This is a genomic window from Mycobacterium sp. (assembly GCF_019247635.1).
Taxonomy (GTDB): Bacteria; Actinomycetota; Actinomycetes; order Mycobacteriales; family Mycobacteriaceae; genus Mycobacterium.
The window spans coordinates 21,068-39,473 of the sequence record NZ_JAFBAR010000069.1; the positions used below are offsets into that span (position 1 = coordinate 21,068).

20 protein-coding genes and 1 pseudogene are annotated in these 18,406 nt (G+C 67.0%); 9 read left to right on the forward strand and 12 right to left on the reverse strand.

Annotation, left to right across the window (positions count from 1 at the left end):
- The first annotated feature begins 16 nt into the window (after positions 1-16).
- The gene (locus tag JO236_RS09995) at positions 17-1,543 is read left to right on the forward strand and encodes a glycosyltransferase family 39 protein (protein ID WP_293328112.1); all 1,527 of its coding nucleotides are present in this window, start codon (positions 17-19) and stop codon (positions 1,541-1,543) included.
- Here JO236_RS09995 and JO236_RS10000 read toward each other — a convergent pair whose 3' ends face one another.
- Both JO236_RS10000 and JO236_RS10005 read right to left on the reverse strand, forming a co-directional pair.
- A complete protein-coding gene (locus tag JO236_RS10000; protein WP_293328114.1) occupies positions 1,544-2,368 on the reverse strand; it encodes a glycoside hydrolase family 16 protein in 825 nt (274 codons plus the stop codon).
- Between the two features lie 149 nt (positions 2,369-2,517).
- Complete coding sequence (locus tag JO236_RS10005; protein ID WP_293328117.1) at positions 2,518-3,399, reverse strand: family 16 glycosylhydrolase; 882 nt, start codon at positions 3,397-3,399, stop codon at positions 2,518-2,520.
- A gap of 189 nt (positions 3,400-3,588) precedes the next feature.
- On the opposite strand from JO236_RS10005, the gene JO236_RS10010 reads away from it, so the two are divergent.
- Entirely contained in the window at positions 3,589-4,209 is a 621-nt protein-coding gene (locus JO236_RS10010; protein WP_293328120.1) for a hypothetical protein, read from the forward strand.
- Here JO236_RS10010 and JO236_RS10015 read toward each other — a convergent pair.
- On the reverse strand, positions 4,206-5,222 hold the full coding sequence (locus tag JO236_RS10015) for an NADP-dependent oxidoreductase (RefSeq protein ID WP_293328122.1): 1,017 nt from the start codon (positions 5,220-5,222) through the stop codon (positions 4,206-4,208). The two genes, JO236_RS10010 and JO236_RS10015, sit on opposite strands and share 4 nt — an antisense overlap.
- 51 nt (positions 5,223-5,273) lie before the next feature.
- Between JO236_RS10015 and JO236_RS10020 the strand changes: the two genes are divergently transcribed.
- Positions 5,274-6,002, forward strand: coding sequence for a DUF3060 domain-containing protein (locus JO236_RS10020; protein WP_293328124.1), 729 nt, complete (start codon positions 5,274-5,276; stop codon positions 6,000-6,002).
- 3 nt (positions 6,003-6,005) lie between these two features.
- On the opposite strand, the gene JO236_RS10025 is transcribed toward JO236_RS10020, so the two are convergent.
- Both JO236_RS10025 and JO236_RS10030 read right to left on the reverse strand, forming a co-directional pair.
- Positions 6,006-6,395: a hypothetical protein gene (locus JO236_RS10025; RefSeq protein WP_293328144.1), complete on the reverse strand. Its 390-nt coding sequence runs from the start codon at positions 6,393-6,395 to the stop codon at positions 6,006-6,008.
- Positions 6,396-6,552: 157 nt separating this feature from the next.
- Positions 6,553-8,427, reverse strand: coding sequence for an Hsp70 family protein (locus tag JO236_RS10030; RefSeq protein WP_293328126.1), 1,875 nt, complete (start codon positions 8,425-8,427; stop codon positions 6,553-6,555).
- Between the two features lie 214 nt (positions 8,428-8,641).
- Between JO236_RS10030 and JO236_RS10035 the strand changes: the two genes are divergently transcribed.
- The gene (locus tag JO236_RS10035) at positions 8,642-9,130 is read left to right on the forward strand and encodes a nuclear transport factor 2 family protein (protein ID WP_416362204.1); all 489 of its coding nucleotides are present in this window, start codon (positions 8,642-8,644) and stop codon (positions 9,128-9,130) included.
- Here JO236_RS10035 and JO236_RS10040 read toward each other — a convergent pair.
- Positions 9,120-9,776 carry a L,D-transpeptidase family protein gene (locus tag JO236_RS10040; RefSeq protein ID WP_293328128.1) on the reverse strand — a complete coding sequence of 219 codons (657 nt, stop codon included), beginning with the start codon at positions 9,774-9,776 and terminating at the stop codon, positions 9,120-9,122. The genes JO236_RS10035 and JO236_RS10040 overlap by 11 nt on opposite strands.
- 97 nt (positions 9,777-9,873) lie before the next feature.
- Positions 9,874-10,532 (reverse strand): annotated as a pseudogene (locus tag JO236_RS10045) (phosphatase PAP2 family protein).
- 35 nt (positions 10,533-10,567) lie between these two features.
- Here JO236_RS10045 and JO236_RS10050 point away from each other — a divergent pair.
- Positions 10,568-11,050 (forward strand): hypothetical protein, encoded by a 483-nt coding sequence (locus JO236_RS10050; protein WP_293328130.1) that lies wholly within the window; start codon positions 10,568-10,570, stop codon positions 11,048-11,050.
- On the opposite strand, the gene JO236_RS10055 is transcribed toward JO236_RS10050, so the two are convergent.
- Positions 11,047-11,352, reverse strand: coding sequence for a hypothetical protein (locus tag JO236_RS10055; RefSeq protein WP_293328148.1), 306 nt, complete (start codon positions 11,350-11,352; stop codon positions 11,047-11,049). The two genes, JO236_RS10050 and JO236_RS10055, sit on opposite strands and share 4 nt — an antisense overlap.
- A gap of 37 nt (positions 11,353-11,389) precedes the next feature.
- Here JO236_RS10055 and JO236_RS10060 point away from each other — a divergent pair, with 37 nt between their 5' ends.
- The 3 genes from JO236_RS10060 to JO236_RS10070 all read left to right on the forward strand — a co-directional run bounded on the left by JO236_RS10060 (position 11,390) and on the right by JO236_RS10070 (position 13,756).
- On the forward strand, positions 11,390-11,518 hold the full coding sequence (locus tag JO236_RS10060; RefSeq protein ID WP_293328132.1) for a hypothetical protein: 129 nt from the start codon (positions 11,390-11,392) through the stop codon (positions 11,516-11,518).
- Between the two features lie 47 nt (positions 11,519-11,565).
- Entirely contained in the window at positions 11,566-12,249 is a 684-nt protein-coding gene (gene bluB / locus JO236_RS10065) for a 5,6-dimethylbenzimidazole synthase (protein ID WP_293328134.1), read from the forward strand.
- A gap of 121 nt (positions 12,250-12,370) precedes the next feature.
- Positions 12,371-13,756: a sulfatase gene (locus tag JO236_RS10070; RefSeq protein WP_416362205.1), complete on the forward strand. Its 1,386-nt coding sequence runs from the start codon at positions 12,371-12,373 to the stop codon at positions 13,754-13,756.
- A 17-nt stretch (positions 13,757-13,773) separates the two neighbouring features.
- On the opposite strand, the gene JO236_RS10075 is transcribed toward JO236_RS10070, so the two are convergent.
- The gene (locus JO236_RS10075) at positions 13,774-14,559 is read right to left on the reverse strand and encodes a trans-aconitate 2-methyltransferase (RefSeq protein ID WP_293328138.1); all 786 of its coding nucleotides are present in this window, start codon (positions 14,557-14,559) and stop codon (positions 13,774-13,776) included.
- 133 nt (positions 14,560-14,692) lie between these two features.
- On the opposite strand from JO236_RS10075, the gene JO236_RS10080 reads away from it, so the two are divergent.
- On the forward strand, positions 14,693-15,928 hold the full coding sequence (locus JO236_RS10080; RefSeq protein WP_293328150.1) for an alpha/beta hydrolase: 1,236 nt from the start codon (positions 14,693-14,695) through the stop codon (positions 15,926-15,928).
- Here the strand turns inward: JO236_RS10080 and eccE are convergent.
- From eccE to JO236_RS10095, 3 genes are all read right to left on the reverse strand, one after another.
- Positions 15,925-16,896: a type VII secretion protein EccE gene (eccE, locus tag JO236_RS10085; protein WP_293328140.1), complete on the reverse strand. Its 972-nt coding sequence runs from the start codon at positions 16,894-16,896 to the stop codon at positions 15,925-15,927. The two genes, JO236_RS10080 and eccE, sit on opposite strands and share 4 nt — an antisense overlap.
- Positions 16,893-18,299: a type VII secretion-associated serine protease mycosin gene (gene mycP / locus JO236_RS10090; RefSeq protein ID WP_293328142.1), complete on the reverse strand. Its 1,407-nt coding sequence runs from the start codon at positions 18,297-18,299 to the stop codon at positions 16,893-16,895. Before mycP ends, eccE begins: the two co-directional genes overlap by 4 nt.
- On the reverse strand, positions 18,296-18,406 hold a 111-nt coding region (locus JO236_RS10095; protein WP_293328152.1), incomplete at its 5' end, for a hypothetical protein. The genes mycP and JO236_RS10095, both read right to left, overlap by 4 nt.

The window sequence follows — 18,406 nt, forward strand, 5'->3', positions numbered from 1 at the left end:
CCTGCTCGGCGACTCGGTGAGCGACGCGGATGTCGGCCGGTCACGGTCGCCGGGTGCGCTGGATCCGCTGATCGTTGGGGTGCTGGCGACGGCGATCGGTCTGGGTGGCGCGGGCCGTCCGTCTTTCTGGTACGACGAGGCCGCCACGATTTCCGCCTCGTACAGTCGCTCCCTGGTTCAGCTGTGGCACATGTTGGGCAACGTCGACGCGGTCCACGGCTTGTACTACCTGTTCATGCATTGCTGGTTCCAGGTATTCCCGCCGACGGAGTTCTGGTCCCGAGCGCCAAGCGGTCTGGCCGTCGGAGGTGCCGCGGCGGGAGTTGTGCTGCTGGGCAAGCAGTTTTCGTCCCGCACGGTCGCGGTGACGTCCGGGGTCATGTGCGCAATCTTGCCCCGCACCACATGGGCTGCCATCGAAGCACGCCCCTATGCCTTCTCGATGATGGCCGCGGCCTGGCTGACCGTCCTGCTCGTCCACGCCGTCCGTCGCGACCGGGCCTGGCTATGGTTGTGCTACGGCATCGCCCTCGCCGGCTCGGTTGTCCTCGATGTATATCTCGCTCTCCTGCTGTTGGCGCAAGCCGTATTCGTCTTCGGCTTCCGTCGCGAGCGAACGGTCACAACACGATTCGTCACGGCCGCGGTTTTGGCGGGATGTGCGCTGACGCCGTTCTTCATCGCGGCCGCCTGGCAGGCGCATCAAATCAGTTGGGTCGCACCCATCGGGCACCGAACGATCGAAGATGTTGCGGTCCAACAATACTTCGAGAGGAGTCCGCCGTTCGCGATCTTGTCAGCGCTGATCGTCGCCGCGGCTATTGTGTTGCGGCGCTTCGCATCCGCGAAGCCCCCGGCTACAGAGTGGGAGCTGTTGGCCCTGGCGACAGGGTGGCTGGTGATACCCACGGCCGTGATCGTGACCTACTCGGCGTTGGTCCACCCGGTCTACACGCCGCGTTACCTGTGCTTCACCGCACCGGCGATCGCAGTGATCCTGGGCTTGTGCATCGCGACCGTCGCCCGTAGACCATGGGCGGCGGCGGTCGTCGTCATCCTCTTCGCCGTGGCTGCGGCACCGAATTATGCTCTGGCGCAGCGCAACCCGTATGCAAAATACGGGATGGACTACAGCCAGGTAGCCGACCTGGTTACTGCACAAGCAGCGCCTGGCGATTGCCTGCTGGTCAACGACACGGTGACATTCATGCCCGCACCAATGCGACCATTGCTGGCCGCGCGCCCTGACGCATACCGGAAGCTGATCGATCTCACCCTGTGGCAGCGGGCAACGGGCCGCAACGACGTTTTCGACACCAATCTCATTCCGGAGGTCGTCGCCGTGCCGTTGAGCCACTGCGCCGTGGTGTGGATCATCACCCAGGCCGACGAGACGGTGCCTGCTCACGAACGGGGCCCGGCGATTGCCCCCGGCCCTCGGTACGGGGCAACCCCGGCGTTCGCGGTTCCGCGCGATCTGGGTTTCCGGCTCGTCGAGCGGTGGCAGTTCAACCTGGTTCAGGTGATCAAGGCCGAACGATAGTCACCAGACACGGAGGTAGTCGACGAGCATCGCCGCCGGGAACGTACCCGCGGCGGGGTCACCGGCGCCCACCCCACCGACGGCGAGGGTGAACATGGGCGTCATCCAATAGCCGGGATTGTTGAACGGCCACCGGAAGTCATCCGGAGCGCCGCCGTGGACGTGGATGGGTTTGTTGGGAACGCTGAAGTAGGGTGCCCCGTCTCGCGAGAAGTGGAAACCGTCATCAGCCCAATGCATTTGCCACGTGTGCCATCCCCCGTCGACCAAACCGGGGATGGATTTGCCTTCCCAGGTTTTCCCGTTGGACGCCGCGTGGACCGTGGTTCCCGGGGCCCAGTTGCCGTTGCCGTACCACTCGAAGATGTCGACCTCACCGTCGGGCAGCGGATCCTCGTTGACGGTCCAGAACGAGGGCCACAGGCCGGGAAACAGACAGTCGAGTTTGATCCGCGCTTCCCAGGTGGTGTTGATCATGCCCCGCCAGTTGCCGCGCAGTTTGCCGCTGTAGTAGTTGCCAAATTCTTGGGTGGCGCACAGGACGAGGTTGGAGTTGCCGTCGAGGAACACGTTGCGGCGGTCGTCCCGGTAGATCCCCGCGACCGGCGGAAACACGTCGTCCTGCCAGGTCTGTATGGTCCACTTGCCGGGATCGGGAGCCGAGCCCGCCGGGCCGTCAAACTCGTCCTGGAAAATGTAGCCGCCGGGGGCGCCGGCCGGCGCGCTCGGCGGCGACGGATATGCCCCTGCCGCCGGGACGCGGGTTGCGGCCGCGGCTGCCAGCATGCCGACTCCCATCATCGACAACATGCTGCGACGATCCATACCTGCACCACCCATCGCTGAAAAACCGGCACGTTCGACTTGGCGCGATCAACTCCCCCAAGCGGTGTTATGAAACCATGTGGCCGACGAGCCCGCATCCCCCGGTTGCTGCCGCGGGCGGCGAAAGCCGCCGCACGCGGTTGCCAGTGTCAAAAAACTCGGACCCAGTCGACGAGCATTTCGGATGGATACGCCCCCTGTCCGGGGTCGCCGCCGCCGGAACCGCCGACCGCAAGATTCAAGACCGGAAACATCGTGTAACCGGGGTCGTTGAACGGCCACAGGCGGACCGGGTCATTGAGATCCTCGATGCCGGTCGCCGGGACGCTGAAGTACGGCGGCATCCCGTCGGCGTAGTCCAGCCAGAAATACATGCCGCCGGGATCCCAGGTGACGCGCCAGTTGTGCCAGGCGCCGTCCACCCCGATCGGGTGGGTCTCGAACGCCGTGCCGTCGGGGTTCGCGTGCACCGTCGTCCCCGAGGGCCACTCCCCGTTGCCGTACCACTCCATCAGGTCGACTTCGCCACTGCGGCCGGGATCGTCGTTCGACAGCCACCAGGCCGGCCACATACCGGGACCCAGGCAGTTGAGCTTGATTCGCGCTTCCCAGGTGGTCCCGATCGCCCCCCGCCAGGTGCCGGAGACCAGGCCGCCGAAGTAGCCCCCGGCGTTGGTGGCGCGCAGGACAAGGTTGGATTTGCCGTCGAGGAACACGTTCTGTCGGGTGTCGCGGTACTGCCCGAAAAACTCCGGTCGGTCCCAGTTGACCGGGTTCCGGATCGGCGTGCGGTGGTTCGCCACGACCCACTTCGACGGGTCGGGGGCCGACCCGGCCGGGCCGTCGAATTCGTCGTGGAACAGAAACCCGCCGGTTTGGGAGGCGGGCGCCGCGGGCGGGGGTGCCGGCGTCACGGGTGTTTGCGGCCGGACCGGTGCCGCCCCCGCTTGCGGGGCGGGGATCGCAGTAGCTAGAGCACCCAATCCCGCCACCATCATCATGCGGCGACGATCCATCTCTGGCATAAGCAAGGGACGATAGCAGCACCCCCGCGAACGGTGTGCTGGTTGGTGATTCGTCGCGGCGGGGCACCATGGAACGGGCGCACAAGCCGCGGACGGCTGGACGCTGCCGGGCAGCATCAAGCTGGTTGACATCGTCGGGGCCGGTGGTATCAAGGAACTTGATAGTTCGATAGGGATTCGATGAGAGGAACACAGATGTCTGGTGGTGGATTCTTCGGCGGGCCCGGCTTCGGCGGACCCGGCTTTGGTTTCGGCGGGCCCGGCGGCGGTCAGGGTTGGGGCCACGGTGGCCGCGGCGGCCATGGTTTCGGCGGCGGTGGTTTCGGGCGGGGCGTCGGGCCGGGCGGCGGTCCCAAACGTCTCAAGCGGGCGGCGTTCGGCACCGCGGCGATGCTGCTCGACGGACCGGCCGACGCCGCACAGGTCGTCCAGCGGGTCTCGGACAAAACCGGTGGCGCGTGGAGCCCGCCACAGGAAGTGGCCGAGCTCGCGATCGGGTTGCTCGCGGGCCGCGGCATCGTGACGGTCGACAACGGCGTGGCCACCCTGACCGAGCTCGGCCAGAACCTGCTGGCGTGGCGGGGTATCAACAGCGACACCGCGGAGGCTTTCCTGGCCCGGGCGGCGAAGTTCGGCGACGTCTTCAAGATCCGCAAGGAGCTCTTCGAGATCGCCGGGTTGGCTCGCACCATCACCTGGACCGGCACCGACGAGCAGAAGGAAAAGCTCGCCGAGGCCCGGACCAAGGTGCTGGAGGCGCTGACGGAGGCCAAGAAGTCGCTGTACCGCACCTTGGCCGACGACGGCGAGGGCTAACCGTCGGGCTCGCTGAGCTTGACCAGCGTCTTGCCGATGTTGGCACCGGTGAACAACCCGTTGAGGGCGTCGACGCAGGAGTCGATGCCCGCGAAAACGGTCTGACGATGCCTGAGCCGACCCTCCGCCTCCCACTGGCGGAGGTTGGCGAAGGCTTCGTCGAACCGACCCCACTTGTCGAGCGCGTTGAATCCTTGCATAAGAGCGGTTTTGGACAACAGGTTCACATAGTTGGCCGGGCCCGGGTGCTCACCGGTGAGATAGCTGGAGATGACGCCGCAGAGCACGACCCGCGCGTTGTGCGCCAGCCGGCCTAGCACCGCGTTGAGGATCGGGCCGCCGACGTTGTCGAAGTAGACGTCGACGCGCTTCGGGCAGTGCTCCTTGAGGGCGGCCGGCAGGCCGTCGGCCTTGTAGTCGATGCACGCGTCGAATCCGAAGTCCTCGACCACCGCGCGGCACTTCTGCGCCCCGCCGGCGATTCCCACCACCCGGGCCCCGGCGATCTTGGCGATCTGCCCGGCCACCGATCCGGTGGCGCCCGCCGCCGCCGACACCACCACCGTCTCCCCCGGTCGCGGCCGGCCGATGTCGGTCATCCCGAAGTAGGCGGTGGCGCCGGTCGGGCCGTACACCGACATGATCGCCAGCTGGTCGTCCTCGCCCGGGATGGGCGTGGAAAACAGATCGTCGCGCACGATCACGTACTCCTGAAAGCCGGTCAGTGTGGTGACCACGTCGCCGACGGCATAGGCGTCGCAGCGCGAGGCGACGACGTGGCCGATGCCGGCCGCGCGGATCACCTCCCCCAGCTGCACCGGCGGAAGGTAACCGGGTTGGTCGTCGAGCCAGGTCCGGGCGGCCGCGTCGATACCCACGTAGGTGGTACGGACCAGCGCCTCGCCGTCGGCGGGCTCGGGTGCCGGCGTGGTGACCAGCTCGGTGTCACCGGGTTCGACCAGCCCACTGGGGCGGCGGCGCAACAGGATCTGACGGTTCGGCAAGTCGGGCACGACCCTGAAACTACCTATTGCGCCGCCGATTCGGTGTGGGAATATCTGGGCATGGAACCGCAGGACGACCCGGAACAGCGCATTCGGGACCTCGAACGCCCGCTGGAAGACACCGCCCGCGCCTCCGAACTGAGCAGCCCGCCGCCCGGCGGTCACGCGTACCCGCCCCCGCCCGGTCCGGTTCCACCCCCAGCGTCTTCCGCGCCGTACAGCTACGGCGGATATGGCGGATTGGGGGGCGGCCCCTACGCCGGACCCACGCCCAAGTCGTCCTCGGGCAGCCGGGCGCTGTGGATCTTGGGCGCGGTCTTCGTCGTCGGCGTCCTGGCTTTGGTGGGGGGCATCGCCGCCTTCGTCGCGCATCGGATTTCACAGAGCCACATCGTCATTCAGTCCCCGACGCCCAGCATCAGCATGCCGCCGACGGGCCCGACATCCTCGCGCACCAAAACCCGGACGCCCAGCAGCGCGCCATCCACGCCGTCCACGGCATCGGGCACATCTGGTGCGCCGGCCGGCGCACCGCTCAGCATCTCGGGCATCAACGAGGACGAGACGCTCGCCTGCAACGACAACACCGTCACGGTCAGCGGCATCTCCAACACCATCACGATCACCGGCCACTGCAAGAGCCTGACAGTGTCCGGCATGAAGAATTCAGTCACCGTCGACGCCGCCGACACGATCGAGGCATCCGGGCTGAACAACGAGGTCACGTATCACACGGGCACGCCGCAAGTCAGCAAATCCGGCGAAGGGAATGTGGTCCAGCAGGGCTGACGGTTACGCGGGCTCTTCCGTCGGATCGTCGAGAACGCTGACCGCAATGCCGTAAGGCAGGAAGCGGACTTTCCTGGTGGGGTCGGTGTTGTTCTTGTTCGCGCGCAGCGCGTCCAGCTCGGTCGCATAAACCTGTTCGACGCGGGCCCCACCGTCGGCGTCGACGTTGTAGATGGCCCAGACGCCGTCACCGGCCTCGCCCGCGGTTTCCGGCGCCGGCCGCGAGCGCCGCCCCAGGTCCTCGAAAATCGTCGACCAGCCCGACCGCTCCCCGGGAGTGGTGACGAACCTGCTGAACCGCTCGAACGCATCGCGCAGCCCTTCGCTGCCCTCCCTGATCATTCGATCCAGATCCTCGGGATCAAATCCGAATGCACCGCCGTAGCCGCCCACCGCGACCTCCTTGTAAACGTGCCGATATTGCCCAGTGTGCGCCCAGTCGACGTGATCCGCCACGAACTATGACGCCGGCCGGCGGCGGCTGACCTGGAAGCTCCAAGGGTACCCGGGTGCGACCGGAACGCGCGCGCTCAAGGTGAGGATCAAATGATCACTGGCCCGGGTTCTGGAAGGGGTTCTGGAAGCCGCCTCCATTGGGGTACTGCTGTGGGGCCTGACTCTGCGGGACCGGCACTGGTATCGGCACCGGCAAGAGCGGGACGCGTATCCACTCCGTCGTCATGGGCACCGTCGTCGTGGTGGTCGTCGCGGTCGACGGCGGCGGGGTCGTCGTGGTGGGCGGCGGCGGAGTCGTCGTCGTGGTCGGCACGGTGGTGGTTGTGGGGGTCGGCGGCGGGGTCGTCGTCGTCATTCGTGGCACCGTGGTCCTGGTGGTCACCACCGGCGGAGGCGCGACCGTGGTCAGCACCGGCGCCGGCGCGGTCGGCGACGGTGGCGGTGGCGGGGTGCTCGGGGCCACGCTGGGTGCCGGCGGGGCACTGGGCGGCGACTGTGCCGGACTCGGCACGACCGAGCTGGGCGGTGACGGCAGCGGCTCCACGGTGGGCGCCGGTGTCTGGGGAGCAGGGCGGTTTTCGATGGCCGCCAACGTGATTGCGACACCTCCGATCGCGGTCATGGCGACCACGGCACACACACCGATCAGCAACTGCGACAACCGGAAACGTCGCCGAGCCGGTTTCTTGGGGACCTCGATGACGTTCAGCCGCATCGAGTAGCCAGAGGGGCCGTCCTCGTTGTACGAGTCCCCGGCGAAGCGCAATGGCACGTCGCCCGGGAACTCGGTTTGCGACCAGGCCAACTCGCGATCGGTCAGCGCATCCTCGTCGATCACCATCACGTCGCCGGCCGGCATTTCCACGACCCGGGTGCCGGCCGCCGAGGCCACCAACAGCCCGATGGACGTGCGGGTGCGGCTGCTCAGCTCCTCGCCACGGGAGGCGAGCGTCAACGCACCCGTTGCCGCCGCCAGCACCGGCTGCGAGGCCGTCAGCACGGGCCGCCGGGTGTGCAGCGAAAGGCGTTGGGTGACAAGCGGGATGCTTGCGCCACCGCCGACGGTCACCACCGCGGAAAGCTCCGCCCAACCCCCCGGGCTGCGCGCCATCATTTCGTCGAACGCGTAGATGAACGCCGTCAGCTGATCCTGGATCAGGTCTTCGAGCTTGCTTCGGGACACCTGGATGGTGGTGCTGCAGTCGGCGAGGTCGATGGCCAATTCCGTTACCGCGTCGGTGGACAACCGCTCCTTGGCGGCGCGGCACACGTCCCTGAGTTCGTCCAGTTGGCTCATCGCGGCGGTACCACCCAAGTCGATGTCGCCGCTGTGGCCCAGCTCGTCCAAGACATGTAACAGCAACGCCTGGTCGAGCTCGTCACCGGAGAAATCGACGTAACGCATTGTCGCGCTGGCCAGCTCGAAGTCAGACTTGGTGTTCACCAGCGTCACCGACGTCCCGGAACCACCGAAATCCAGCACACCGACCACACCCTCGGTCGGCAGGCCGCACTCGGAATTCACGGCGGTCGCCGCGGCGAGCGCGTCGGACACCAGACATGGCGCCATGCCGCTTCGGACGAACCCCACGTGCGTGCGCAACCCGTTGCGCAGCGCCTGAACCGTGCCGGGTTTCCAATACGCCGGCACCGCAATCGAGATCTCCGACGAACTCGCGTCCGCCCCCGCGGCGACCACCATCGCGTCGAGCGCTTCGACCATCAAGAGATCCGGATCGTGAGCGGAGCCGTCGCTGGACAACAAGGCCGCCGAGCCGCCGACGCGCTGGACGAACCCATGCATCACCATGCCGGGCTCGATCACGTGCGAGTCCCGGCCGGGCACACCGACTTTCGGTGCGCAATGCGGATAAAGGGTTAGCACGGCACGGCGCGTTACCGGTGAACTACCGTGACATGCCGCGACCAGGTTCGTGGTCCCAATCGACAACCCCAATGGGTCGTACATAAAGCGAACACCTTCGTCGAAAAGGGTCGGTGGCCAGCGTTAACCATAGCGGCGGCTGAGCCGTATTCCGATGGGTCACAACCCCATTGGTATATGGTCGATGCTGTGGCGTCACCGAAGTGGTACCGCCGGCACCTTGACAAGCCACCCCTCTTACGGGACCCTTATCCATCCCAGCGGTGGCCGGCACCGACCGGTGTGCTCCAATGACCTGATGAGCCTTGCCGATGTCGAAGCCATCAAGCAGGTCAAGTACCGGTACCTGCGCGCGATGGACACCAAAAACTGGGACGACTTCGCCGCCACCATGACCGAAGACATCGTCGGTGCCTACGGGTCGTCGCTGGGCAAGGAGCTGCACTTCGACAACCGCGCCGACCTGGTCGAGTACCTGAGCTCGGCGATGGGCCCCGGTGTCGTCACCGAGCACCGGGTGACGCATCCGGAAATCACCGTGACGGGCGATACCGGTTCGGCCATTTGGTATCTGCAAGACCGGGTCATCGTCGCCGAATACAACTTCATGCTGATCGGTGCGGCGTTCTACCGCGACCAATACCGGCGCACCGCCGACGGCTGGCGGATCTGCGCCACCGGCTACGACCGCACCTACGAGGCGACCATGTCGGTGGCGGACCTGAACTTCAAGGTCAAGCCCGGCCGTGCTCGGGCGGATTTCACGGGTGACGGCACTATTTCGTAATCGCGATCACCGCGCCCGGACGCAACCATTTCATGATCGATACCAGTGTGGCGTCATCGATCGCAACGCACCCCTCGGTGGGCTTGCCGTCAGTGGTGTGGAAGAAGAACGCCGCACCGCCGCCGGGGGTCTTGGCCTTGTTGACGCCCATCACGATCGCGTGCTTGTACTGCGGGATATCGAGGTTCTCGCTGGCGGCCGTGCTGAACGGGCACTGCGCCTTCTGGCACACCTGCATCGTGTTGAAGGTGGGGCTGTGGTCGTCGCCGCTCCACCAGTGATTCGGCCCGACCTGGGTGTAGGGCAGGCCGCTTCCGGGGTTGGCCGCAGTGCCGAATGCCGAGTCGAGGCTGTAGACACCCATTGGGGTGGCCGGCACCTCGCTCTTGGCCTGCGGCGCCATGCCGGCCGAACCGACATGCGTGGGGATTCCCGTAAGGAGCGTCTGCCAGCCGGTGGCGGAGCGTTGGTAGATGTCCATCGTCGCGTTCGAACCGCCGGTGCTCACGACCGAGACCACCTGTGTGGCATTGCCAACCGAGTTGGCGAACCACGGGGCTCCCGCCGCGTTGCTCACCGGCGTGGGGATCAGAGCGGCGCCCGTCACGCATACCGCAGCAGACAGCGAAGCTACCCAACGGCGCATCGTTTCATGGTCAGCCGGGCTAACCGCCGGGTCAAGTAAAGGTTAAGAACCGTTTCGGTCACCGCGCCGTGACATAGCGAAAAGTGCAGCGCAGCAACTACTTTAGTTGATCTTTCGAAGTAGGCCGGATGACCGGAGGCCGAAATACCCACAGGCACAACAGGAAATACAGGTAGCCCAGGGCCCATCCGGCCAAGACGTCAGAAGGGTGATGCACGTTGAGCGCGATCCTGGCGATGCCGACGGTCAGCACGCAGAGCGCGGCGACCGTTACTGCGACGACGCGCATAGCCCCCTTGAGCATGGGCAACAGGATGGTCAGCACCGCCAGCGCGGCGGCCATCGCCTCCAGGGCGTGACCCGACGGGAACGAGGTCGAGGGCGCGACGACCAACGCGGTCGCCGGTCGCGGGCGACCGGCCAGATCCTTGGCCACCGTCGTCACCAATCCGGTGAGCGGCAAGCAGAACAGCAGCAGTAACGCCACCCGCACCTTGCGCGCTAACAGCGCGGCCACGGCGGCCACCGAACCCAGCACCCGCATCGGAACGGGCCCCAACACGAAGGACACGCCGTCCCAGAAGCGCACCCAGGTGGGGTGTTTGATCCCCACGGCATGCGCGGGGTCCAACAACGACCAGTCCGCGGTGTGCAGCCAACCCAATTAAGGCTGTGCCCCACCCACATCGCCGCATAGATCAGCACCGCGGCCAGGCCCGCCAGGGCCAAGACGGCCGAGGTCCGCGGGCGACTCATGCGTCAACCGATACCAGCCGCGTCATACTGGGCGGATGGCGGTCTTTGTCCGGAGGTTGTTCGGCCTTGGCAAGCTGCCCGCCGAACTGCACACCCAACTCGAGGCGGAAGGGCTGATCTACCTCGCCGACTACGTCTCGGTGACGCGCAGGTTCAGCGGCGTCATCCCCGGCGTGCGATCGCCACACAGCGTGGCCAGCTACGCCGGTTCGCTGGCCTTCACCAAAGAACGGGTGCTGGCGACGTTGTCGCTGTTGCCGAGGCTGGCCGCCCCGACCGTCGACGTGCGCTGGGACGCCCCGCAGACGGGCGCAGCCAAAGCCGCGATCTCGTCGACAGGCCTGCAGATCGATCTCGACGTCGGCGAGGTCGACCCGAAGTTCAGCGGCGAGCTGTCGCTGCACTACAAAGCCAGCGTTCCCGCGGACGTGCTCAGCGGGCTGCCCGCGCGATCGCTGGCCTTCGACATGCCGGCCGAGTATGTCTTCCGGGCGGTCGGCGTTACCTACAGCCCCTAATCCTTGCTGACGACGATCCGCGGCCACGGCGGTTGGCGCAGCACCGCCAGGCTGCCGATCACCGCCGAGAGCAGCCCGGTGAGGACGCCCAGCAGTGCCACCCGGTTGGTGTCGACGACCGGCACCCAGCTCGCCTGGTCGCCCCGGACGATGAACACGCCGAGCGCCGCCACGTCCCGCCCGTTTCGGATTCTGGCTGCCGGTATGACCGTGCTGCCGTCGGGCGTCACGTACGGCTCGCCGAAGACCCGTCCGGCCTTGGGATCGGTGGGCAACTGATCGAGCACGCCGTCGTCTTGCATCGGAAACTTCACGGGCAACTCCCTTAACTAACGGGTCATGACAGCAAGTAGCCTTGTGCATCCGGCGTTTCCCGAGGATGGCCGCGCCTGCGTCGCGATCTACCAACCGTACGTCGAGGACACGGCCATCATGTTCGAAACCGACGTCGCGACGCCGATCACCTGATCCACGGTTTCGCAGTCTCGTCATTTCAAGCTTCTTAGGATGAACGGATGGCCGAGCACGCGTTCACCCCGCAAGAGCGTCAGGCCGTGTACCGGGTGATCGCCGAACGGCGCGATATGCGCCGGTTTGTGCCCGGCAGCGTGGTATCCGAGGACGTGCTGGCGCGGCTCCTGCGGGCGGCGCACGCGGCACCCAGTGTCGGGCTGATGCAGCCGTGGCGCTTCATCCGGATCACCGATGAGGCGCTGCGCGGACGCATCCACGCACTGGTCGACGAAGAGCGCGCGCTGACCGGGCGAGCCCTGGGGCCGCGAGAACAGGAATTTCTGGCCCTCAAGGTGGAGGGCGTTCTCGAGTGCGCCGAGTTGCTGGTAGTGGCGCTCGGCGATGGTCGCGACGCGCACGTCTTCGGCCGGCGCACGCTACCGCAGATGGACCTGGCGTCGGTGTCGTGCGCGATCCAGAATCTGTGGCTGGCGGCCCGCGCCGAAGGTCTGGGCATGGGCTGGGTGTCGCTGTTCGATCCGCAGCGATTGGCCACCCTGCTCGCGATGCCCACCGACGCGGAGCCGGTGGCAATCCTGTGCCTGGGCCCGGTACCAGAATTTCCCGATCGACCGGCGCTGGAACTGGACCGCTGGGCCTACGCGCGGCCGCTGGCCGAGTTCGTGTGCGAGAACCAGTGGGGTCGGCCACCCGGGCCGGTGCGCGCGACCACGATTTCGTTGTAGCCGTGAGTCGATAGCGCCGACGAGTCCGGTCGCGCGCCGGCGCCCCATCCGCCGCCGTGGTGGGCCGCCCACGCGAACTCATAACCCACAGCGTTCCAGCGGCCCTACGGTATCGTCGCCGATCGAGGTGAGGGCATTGGTCGAGACAAAGGACAACATCCTGCTCGTGCATTGGCACGATTTGGGGCGCTACCTGGGCGTATACGGCCATCCGGATGTATCCAGCCCTCGACTGGACCGCCTTGCCGCGGAAGGAATCCTGTTCACCCGGGCGCACGCCACCGCGCCGCTGTGCTCGCCGTCGCGGGGCTCGCTGTTCACCGGCCGCTACCCGCAAACCAACGGACTGGTCGGCCTAGCCCACCACGGCTGGGAATACCGCTCGGGGATCCGCACCCTTCCGCAGTTTCTATCCGAATCAGGCTGGTACTCAGCGCTTTTCGGTATGCAACATGAAACGTCGTACCCGAAGAGGCTGGGCTTCGACGAGTTCGACGTGTCGAACTCCTATTGCGAGTACGTGGTGGACAAGGCCGAGCAATGGCTGCGGGACAGCGTCACCGACCTGGCCGGCCAGCCGTTTTTGTTGACAGCGGGGTTCTTCGAGACGCACCGGCCCTACCCGCACGAGCGCTACCAGCCCGCCGACAGTGCGTTCGTCGAACCGCCCGACTACCTGCCCGATATCCCCGAGGTGCGCGGCGATATCGCCGACTTCTACGGATCCATCGCCACCGCCGACGCGGCCGTTGGCAAGCTGCTGGACACCCTGACCGAGACGGGCCTGGACGCCAACACGTGGGTGGTGTTCTTCACCGATCACGGCCCGGCATTCCCCAGGGCGAAGTCCACGCTGTACGACGCCGGCACCGGCATCGGACTGATCATCCGGCCGCCCGCCAACTCCGGGTTGCCGCCGCGGGTTTACGACGACCTGTTCAGTGGTGTGGACCTGGTCCCGACACTGCTGGAAATCCTGGGCGTCACCGTGCCGGCCGACATCGACGGCGTGTCGCACGCCTCCGCCGTGCTCGCGCCCGGCGCGCCAACCGAACCGGTGCGCGACCACGTCTACACCACGAAGACCTATCACGACTCGTTCGATCCGATACGGGCAATCCGCACAAAGGAATACAGCTACATCGAGAACTACGTGCCCCGGCCACTGCTTGAATTGCCGTGGGATATCGAGCAAAGCCCGTCCGGGGTGGCCGTCGCACCGCTGGTCACCGCGCCGCGGCCCGAGCGTGAGCTCTACGACCTGAGCGTCGATCCCACCGAAACCAACAATCTGTTGGTCGGTGAGAACGCCGAAAAGATGGATGGCATCGCGGCCGATCTTGCTGTGCGACTGCATGATTGGCGGCAACGCACGAACGACGTCATACCCTCGGACTTCGCCGGTTCCGCGATCGCGCGGCGGTACTCCGAAACCTACTTGCAGATCCACAATTTGACGCCGATGAGTCGTTCGGCGATTGCCGTCGACCGCGGCATCGAGGAGTAGGTCACCCGCCGTGTCGGCTACCCAGCCGAGCGCTTCGACCCGCCCACCTCGGCGACGATGAACACCCGCCGGAAGGGGAAGATCGTCGTCCCGTCGGGCCGGGTGGGATAGGCGTCGTCCAGCAACGGAATCAACTCCTCGCGGAACTGCTCCCAACCCTCGTCGGTGAGCCGCTCACGCACGGGGACCAGCGCGGTGCCGGTGATCCACTCCAACACCGGGTGCTCGCCGGTGAGCTGGTGCAGGTATGTGGTCTCCCACACGTCGACCTTGCATCCGGCGTTCATCAACAGATCGGCGTACTGCGTGGGCGGATGGACGACCGCGCCAACCCGAAATGGGATGTCCCGCATGAGTTTTGCGTAGGGTTCGCGACGCGCCAGGGCCCGCACCGCCCCGTGGGACGGGGTGTCGAAGTTACTCGGGAGCTGAACGCCGATCCACGATCCGCTCGGCAGCTCGCCGGCCCATCGTTCCAGCAGCTCGGAATGCTCAGGCACCCAATGCATTGCCGCGTTGCTGACCACCACGTCGGTGTCGGGCTGGGGCTTCCAGGTGCGCAGGTCGCCGACGGTGGCGTCAATACCGCGCTCCCGGGCGGCGGCCACCATCTCCGGCGAGCTGTCCAGTGCCTCGATCACCGCGCCGGGCCAGCGTTTGGCCAGGAACTTCGTCAGGTGGCCGGGGCCGCAACCGAGGTCGACCACCCGGCGTGCCCGCTCGGCGCCCACCCGCGACAGCAGGTCGTAGAACGGGCGACTGCGGTGATCGGCGAAGGCCAGGTACACGTCGGGATCCCACATATCGGTCCTTAACTCGTGATCTACAACCGCCGATACAGGACTCTAAACCAGGAGAAACTGACGACACCGTCGAATAGGTCATCCGCGGGCGGAAACGCCGGTTACCATCGGCGAGATGCCTGAGCTGCCGGGGATGTCGGATTTTCCGGAGCCGCCCTCGACGACGGAGACGTCAGCGGCCGATCCCGTCGACCCGCCGATCCCGGTTCCCGACGTACCCGGGGCCGACGTACCCGCCGGCGCCCGGGGCCTGCCTCGTCGCTCCGAACTGTCGCTCGGGCAGCGGTTGATTGTCGATGCGTCGGCGGTCAGCGATGTCACGCTGCGCACCACGGTCTCCTCGGTGCTGGCCACCACCGTGGCGCCGCCGGTGCTGGTCGGCGCGCTGCGCCGCTCGAAGTCCGGCGGCGAGCGAAGCACTCTGCGCTTCTACGCCGACCTCGCGGCCGAACACGATCACACGAAGTCGTTCCCCGCGCCAAGCGAACTACCGAAGGTCTCGTCGCGACAGGCCAGCCCGCTCGCGGAACGGGTCGCGCACGGCACCGTCGACAACATCGCGTTCCCCAGCAGCTTCACCGCGATCAACCCCACCATGCGCAAGCAGTGGAGCACGTTGCAGTCCAACAACACCGTGCGCGCTCAGCACTGGCGCCACGATGACGGACCGCGGCCGACCCTGTGCGTCATCCACGGTTTCATGGGGTCGTCCTACCTGCTCAACGGCCTGTTCTTCGCGTTGCCGTGGTATTACCGCTCGGGCTATGACGTGTTGCTCTATACCTTGCCGTTCCACGGGCGCCGCGCCGAAAGGTTCTCGCCGTTCAGCGGTTTCGGCTATTTCTCCAGCGGTTTGAGTGGCTTTGCCGAGGCGATGGCCCAGGCCGTGCATGACTTCCGTTCCGTGGTCGACTATCTGCGCCACACCGGTGTGCAACGCGTGGCGCTCACCGGCTTGTCGCTGGGTGGTTACACCACCGCGCTGCTGGCCTCCGTCGAGGACCGACTCGAGGCCGTAATCCCCAACTGCCCCGTCGTAAGTCCGGAAAAGCTGTTCGACGAATGGTTTCCGGCCAACACGCTCTTCCGGTGTGGACTACTGCTCGGCCGCATCAGCCGCGACGAGGTGGCCGCCGGACTCGCTTACCACTGCCCGCTGAACTACCGGCCGGCGGTACCCAAGGACCGTCGCATGATCATCACCGGCCTCGGCGATCGATTGGCGCCACCGGATCAGTCCGTAATGCTCTGGAAGCATTGGGAGCACTGCACGATGCACTGGTTCCCCGGCAGCCACGTGTTGCATGTCAGCCAGGCCGACTATCTGCGGCGGATGAACCGGTTCCTGCACGACGTCATGTTCGACTAATGGGCCAACGGTGCCCGATGGGCCCCGGCACCGGGCGTGGGCCAGCCCAACCCGGTCAACAAGCCGTCCGGCGCCCGCGTGTGCCCGTCCAGTCGTTGCGCGGATAGCGGGTCAAGCACCATCAGCGCGGACCAGTGGCGTCCGTGCTGCGGGGTCAGACCGGCCAACGGCGCGGCGCTCTGTGGCGCCGTGTCGGTCCGGAACGCGCATGCGATCGCGACCGTGTAACCGGCCTCCGGTCCGCCCCCGATCTCGAGCGCCGACCATGTCTCGCGCGCGGGCCGCGACCCGATTGCAGCCAGCACACCGGACACCGCGCCATCCACGGTAACTCGGTACGCCGCAAGGTAATCCGACCCGTCCTGCACCCCGCACCACGTCTCGCGGACATCCGATACGACCAGCTGCGGCACGTCGTCCGGGTCGAGCGTGGTGGCTTCCCAGCCGATCTCGCGCAGGTGGTCGGCCAGTCGGCGCGCCGCGACCTGGGCGGTCTCCCGCAACGGGATTCGCGACGAGCGGGCCTGCAAGGCGGAGAGATTGTCGACCGCCGAGACGGTCAGCCCCACCCAGGTCACCCTCTCACCGGATGCGTTGTCGCGGTTGGTGATTCGGACCGCGTCAGCACGGATGCCGTAGCGGTCCAGGTATTGCGCCAGCAGCGGGAGAGGCAACACATCTGCGCCGCCGGACGGCGGGCCGATTCGCAGCAGCGCGGTAATCCTGGTGCCGGACTCGGATTCGGGGAGAGTCGGACGGCGACGCAGCAGCAGCGCGAGGCGACGGCGCAGGATGGTGGTGAAGTGCAGCCCACGCCACCAGCCGAACAACGCGACCACGACCACGACGGCGATGCCGATCAGCCAGTAATCACGCGTCGAGCGCCACGGGTAGGCCAGCACCGCGGGGATCACCGCCAGCAGCACAAGGGTGATCCGTGCGGGTCCCGGCCGGGGGATCGGGCTCACGAGGCGTGTTCCTTTCGTCGGCGGGCGGCGATCGCGGTCGCCGTCCCCGCGGCCGCGACGAGCACGGCCAGCGCGGCGGTCCCGGCGAGGGCGACGGTCCGCGGGGCGGTGTCCTTCGGTGCCGGCGCCGCCGGGACAGAGACCGGCTTAGCCTGTGCGGCAGTAGGTTCGGCGCTCGCGGGTAGTTCCCAGGTGAGCGCTGCCACGGGGTCCAGGCTGCCGGCGCCGACCAGGTTGGAGGGCGCCCTGGCAGCGTTGTGCGCCGTGGCGGTGATGCGCCGCATCACCTGGGCCGCGGTCAGTCCGGGGTACTTGGCGCGTACCAGCGCCGCGAGGCCAGACACATAACCCGCTGCGTAGCTGGTACCGCTGAGGGCGATCAGGTTTTCGTGCTCGTCGGGCAATCCGTTGGCCAGACCGCCGCCGTCGCGATTGCTGACCGACACGATGCTTTCGCCGGGCGCGGCGATACCCACCCAGGGTCCGGCCATGGTGAATTTCGAGGGCTGCCCCTCCGGCGTCAGCGACGCCACCGAGAGCACATACGGCTGCCACCACGACGGGATGGAGACCGACTTGACGCTCGCCCAATTGCGCGGGTCGTCCGGACGGCTCAGGTCGGTCAGCGGATTGGACTCGCAGGACGTTCCACCGGCGACCGACCCGGTCGGTCCGCTGTTGCCCGCGGCGGCCACGATCACGGCGTCCTTGTCCACCGCGGCGTACCGGATCGCGGCCCCGAGCGCGCCCTGATCAATCGTGCGATCGGAGGGCAGGCAGGTGACCGCCGAGATGTTGATAACCCGGGCGCCGAGATCCGCGGCGTGCACAATCGCCCGCCCCAGCGCCGTGACGTCCAGGGACGCCCGCGCCAGCGTCGGATCACCGCCCGTGGCCCGCGGCGAAAACTTCGCCGACGTCACCCTGATGGACACCAGCCGCGCGCCGGGCGCGACACCCGAGAAGCCGTCAGCGCCGGGCTGGCCCGCGATGATCCCGGCGACCAGTGTCCCGTGCCCGTCGCAGTCCGTCAGGCCGTCGGTCGTTTCCACGAAGTCCCCACCGGCCTCAACGCTCGGCAGCCGGGGCCCCGGCCGCACCCCGGTGTCGATGACCGCCACCAACTGTCCTTCGCCACGGGAAAACTGCCATGCCGCAGGGAGATTCAGCATCGTCTGATTAGACGTCGGCGCGCCCGGATCGGTGCCGGGGATGACCCCGGAGGCCGAACATGGGCCGCGTTGCTCCATCGGCTGCACCGGTCCCGGCGCGCCACTCGGCGGCTGCACGGCGGCGTCGACCACCGGCGGGCTGATTGCCAATGCCGGCGGAGCCGCCCACAACGCCCCTGACTGCAACGCAACCAAAGCCGCGGTAAGGCAGGCCGATCCGGCACGCATCATCGATTGAGCACCCAGCTGAACAGACCGACCAGGTAGGCCATGACGGGTATCAACGACGCATCCAGGCCGGCAGCGACAAAACCCAGCAACCTGCGCAGCGGCAACGA

Coding starts and splice junctions, on each gene's coding strand:
- JO236_RS10010 (WP_293328120.1), top strand. CDS start 3,589: ATGTCTGGTGGTGGATTCTTCGGCGGGCCCGGCTTCGGCGGACCCGGC.
- mycP (WP_293328142.1), bottom strand. CDS start 18,299: ATGATGCGTGCCGGATCGGCCTGCCTTACCGCGGCTTTGGTTGCGTTG.
- JO236_RS10035 (WP_416362204.1), top strand. CDS start 8,642: ATGAGCCTTGCCGATGTCGAAGCCATCAAGCAGGTCAAGTACCGGTAC.
- JO236_RS10030 (WP_293328126.1), bottom strand. CDS start 8,427: ATGTACGACCCATTGGGGTTGTCGATTGGGACCACGAACCTGGTCGCG.
- bluB (WP_293328134.1), top strand. CDS start 11,566: ATGGCCGAGCACGCGTTCACCCCGCAAGAGCGTCAGGCCGTGTACCGG.
- JO236_RS10055 (WP_293328148.1), bottom strand. CDS start 11,352: ATGCAAGACGACGGCGTGCTCGATCAGTTGCCCACCGATCCCAAGGCC.
- JO236_RS10040 (WP_293328128.1), bottom strand. CDS start 9,776: ATGCGCCGTTGGGTAGCTTCGCTGTCTGCTGCGGTATGCGTGACGGGC.
- JO236_RS10000 (WP_293328114.1), bottom strand. CDS start 2,368: ATGGATCGTCGCAGCATGTTGTCGATGATGGGAGTCGGCATGCTGGCA.
- JO236_RS10050 (WP_293328130.1), top strand. CDS start 10,568: ATGGCGGTCTTTGTCCGGAGGTTGTTCGGCCTTGGCAAGCTGCCCGCC.
- JO236_RS10060 (WP_293328132.1), top strand. CDS start 11,390: ATGACAGCAAGTAGCCTTGTGCATCCGGCGTTTCCCGAGGATGGCCGC.
- JO236_RS10080 (WP_293328150.1), top strand. CDS start 14,693: ATGTCGGATTTTCCGGAGCCGCCCTCGACGACGGAGACGTCAGCGGCC.
- JO236_RS10075 (WP_293328138.1), bottom strand. CDS start 14,559: ATGTGGGATCCCGACGTGTACCTGGCCTTCGCCGATCACCGCAGTCGC.
- JO236_RS10020 (WP_293328124.1), top strand. CDS start 5,274: ATGGAACCGCAGGACGACCCGGAACAGCGCATTCGGGACCTCGAACGC.